We start from the raw sequence: 3411 nt of genomic DNA, 5'->3' as shown, positions 1-3411 counted from the left end.
GAAAGGTGCACGTCCGGTTCGGAGAGAAGGCGTGGGAAACGGGCGGTGGAGACACCGCGCCGCGCCCACGTCTTACTCTACTCTGATGGGAGGGTCAAAGATGCGCAAATCTCTCCTTCTGCTCAGCTCGTTGGTCACCCTCGGAGGTGTCGGAACCGTCCTGGCCCAGACCACGGTCGATGGGCTTGATCTCGATGCCATCAACAAGGCCGCACAAGCCCATGCCCGCAATCTGGGGCAATTCGTCGACCAGGTGCTTGGCCATCAGGCTGAGGCCAACGCCGATATGGCCGATGATATGGCCGCACTGGTCGAGGGTTCGCAGGCCAAGGTCAAAGCCGAGGCTGCAACCCGGGCCAAGGCGAACCCGGCAGGCAATCCGGTCGATCTCGATGCGCTGGTGGCTGACGCCGGGCGCAGTATGACGCCAACTCCGCAATCGGCGCCGATGTTTATCGCCTTTGCCAGCCTGTCGATGCCGCCTGAATCCCTCAAGCGCATGATCGCCGACGTATCCAAGGCAGGCGGCATGGTGGTTTTTCGAGGCTTCTCACCCGGTGGTCCCAAGCCCTTTATGGCCTCGCTGCATGAGGCCATCGGCGATACATCAGGTGCCCATGTCAGCATCGATCCTCGGCTTTTCCGGGCCTATGGCGTCGAGGCGGTGCCCACCTATGTGGCGGCATCCTCGAGCTTTGATCTCTGCTCTGGGGAAGACTGTGCCAGCAGTCCAACGCCCTATGACCGGATCGCGGGCAATGTGACGACCCATTTCGCGCTCGAGACCATCGCGCAAGGTCGCGGCCCCGGTGCGCCAGTTGCAAGAACTGCGCTGGCCAATCTGGAGCGCGTGCCATGAGGGCGCGCGCGATCCCCCTTCGTGGAATGGCGTCCGGCGCAGTGATCGCCGCGGCCCTGCTGGGCGGCACACCGCTTGCCGCTCAGACCGTCGACCCCAAGGCTGCGGCCAGCGCGATTGCCAGCCAATTGCAGGGCCAGGTCACTGGCAATGTCACGAGCCAATCCGCGCCCAATGCTGTGCCGGGTTATGGCGGCGCCGATCTGCCGCAGGGCCAATATCTGTCGAACCCAAACAGCCTTGCCGGTGATGGCGCGGTCTCAGCAGTGACCTCGCAGCCCTATGCCATTGTCACCAATCCCAACCGGCCGACCGTCGATGCCTCGACGCTGGGCTTATCGACGGCCAAGCAGGTCGAAACCAGCCCGACGAGCTACACCGGCATTGCGGGCAGTTCGCAGGGCAATTGCCAGCCCATTCCTGCGAGCAGCGGGACGGCGAGCACATATTACGATTCCTGCCAGATCGGCACGGCCGAGACGGATAGCAGTTTCACCTGCACCATTGGCTGGGCCAACCAGTTCACCAGCGCCTACCAATACACTTGCCACACCTCGGAATGGGACATCTACAACCCCAACACCGGCGGCACGTTCTACTGGGGGGAAGTGTCGGACTGCGGCAGCTTTGCCAGCCAGTCCTCTTGCTCGCAGGTGGGGCAGACCAAGAAGCCCTCGGTCACGATCTGGCCGCCCGGAGCCGGGCTAGGCATGGTCTTCACCGAGACCGACACGACCTACAATTGCGGCGCGCAGACCAACTATGGGGCCAGTGCGTCGAAGACCTATTGCATCAACCACACGACCTTGTGCTTTGAGCCGCCCCCGCAGGATCAGGCGCCGGGCGTGCCGGGTGCTGCCTATGTCGGGCCGATCCAGACCTATCAGGGCTCGACCGTCGATAATGCAGACTGTCAGGCCAAGCTGAAGGCCCTGCCAACCGGCGAGACCTGCCTGCAACCCACACAGGTTTGTGTGGATGCATCGCCCACCACACGCACCATCAACGGCGTCGCGGTCACCCATGATTGCTGGCAGTGGCAGGCGACCTATCAGTGCAGCACGCTCTCAAGCGCCAATGACTGCGCCACGCTGTCAGCCAAGAGCACTTGCAGCTTTGACCATGAGGTCTGCCTCGACAGCCCACAGACCGGCGCCTGTCAGGTCAAGAGCGAGGTCTATAAATGCACGACGCCTGCCGCAACACAGACCAGCCAAGCCTATTCCTGCAGCGGCGATGTCTACTGCATCGACGGGAGCTGCACCCAGCTTCCGACATCGCCGGCGCCTGATCTGGCCAATGCGCTCGTGGCGATGAACGCTATGAAGGATGCCAACCAGCAGTTCGACGCCAACAAGCTGACCATCTTCGATGGCGATGCCACCGGCTGCCACAAGCCGCTCTTCGGCCTCGTCAATTGCTGCGCGGGCAAGGTCTCCGGCCTGCTGACCGGCGCTGCGGCGGCCTCGGCGGCGATCGGGCTCGCCTCAGGCAACCCTGCCATGCTGCTTGGCCTTGTGACCCAGTTCCTGCCTCTGTTCATGTGCTCGGGCGAGGAGATGCAACTCGACGTCAAGGACCGCATGGGCCTGTGCCACTATGTCGGTGAGTATTGCTCGGAAAAGGCGCTCTTCGTCTGCACCACGATGCGCAAGAGCTACTGCTGCTACCAGTCCAAACTCGCCCGCGTGATCCAGGAGCAGGGCCGCGCCCAATTGGGGCTGGATTTTGGCAGCCCGCAGTCGCCGACTTGCACGGGCTTCACCGTCGACCAGTTCTCCAAGCTCGACCTGTCCAAGATGGATTTCTCAGAGGTGTTTGCCGACTTCACCAGCGCCGTGTCGCTGCCCGCCTCGCTCCAGACCTCGGCCCAGATCCAGCAGAAGGTCCAATCTTACTATCAAACCCATGGTCAAGGATCCTGACGCCATGCGCCAAGCCTCACGCCCCATCGCCGCCACGCTGCTCGCCTTGCTGACCAGCGCAAGCCTCGCCACCGCCACCCCGCTGATGGCCTTGGGAACCCCTCCGGCCAGCAGCACGCTGGGACAAGAGGACATGTCCAATCGTGAGAACGTGGACCCGTCCACGAGTGGACAGGTGGACAGCACCACAGGTGAACATGTGGACACGTCCACAGTTACCGGCGATCCTTTCTATTGCGGCGAGCGCAAACTCGGCACCTGGTTCTACTGCGAGCGCCCCAAACCCAAGCCTGCCGATACCAGCGCCTCAGCCAGTGCAGTATCGCCCAGCTACCGGCAGAAACTCGACAAGATCGGCGCGCGGCTTGAGGAGTTAAAGGCCAAGGCCATCCTCGAGCCGACCTCGGACAATATCATCGCCTATGTCCGCTATCAGCGGGAACAACTCGACCGCGCCTCGACCTTCGCCGATGTCTGGGAGCGGGCCATTTGGCAGCACCCCGATCTCGACTACACACTTCAGCGCCCGGTCAGCACGCTAGGCAAAACGGCTTGGCTTGCCCAGCGCAAGACTGACCGGGAGGCCGTGATTGCCTCGCTGTCGGAACGCTACGGCCTGTTCTTCTT

General features: G+C 62.8%; 3 protein-coding genes. All 3 read left to right on the top strand.

Annotated features, from left to right (window positions below; all coding sequences use genetic code 11):
- Positions 1-100 precede the first annotated feature (100 nt).
- Entirely contained in the window at positions 101-859 is a 759-nt protein-coding gene (gene trbC / locus BGP00_RS15860; RefSeq protein WP_292925776.1) for a type-F conjugative transfer system pilin assembly protein TrbC, read from the top strand.
- Positions 860-885: 26 nt separating this feature from the next.
- Complete coding sequence (locus BGP00_RS15855) at positions 886-2784, top strand: conjugal transfer protein TraN (RefSeq protein WP_292925775.1); 1899 nt, start codon at positions 886-888, stop codon at positions 2782-2784.
- Positions 2768-3411 (top strand): conjugal transfer protein TraF (gene traF, locus BGP00_RS15850; protein WP_292925774.1); only part of this gene is annotated, 644 nt, incomplete at its 3' end. The genes BGP00_RS15855 and traF, both read left to right, overlap by 17 nt.

The organism is Novosphingobium sp. 63-713, from assembly GCF_001898925.1.
Classification (GTDB): Bacteria; Pseudomonadota; Alphaproteobacteria; order Sphingomonadales; family Sphingomonadaceae; genus Novosphingobium.
The sequence above is the reverse complement of the archived record's forward strand: the minus strand, read 5'-3'. Positions and strand labels throughout refer to the sequence as shown.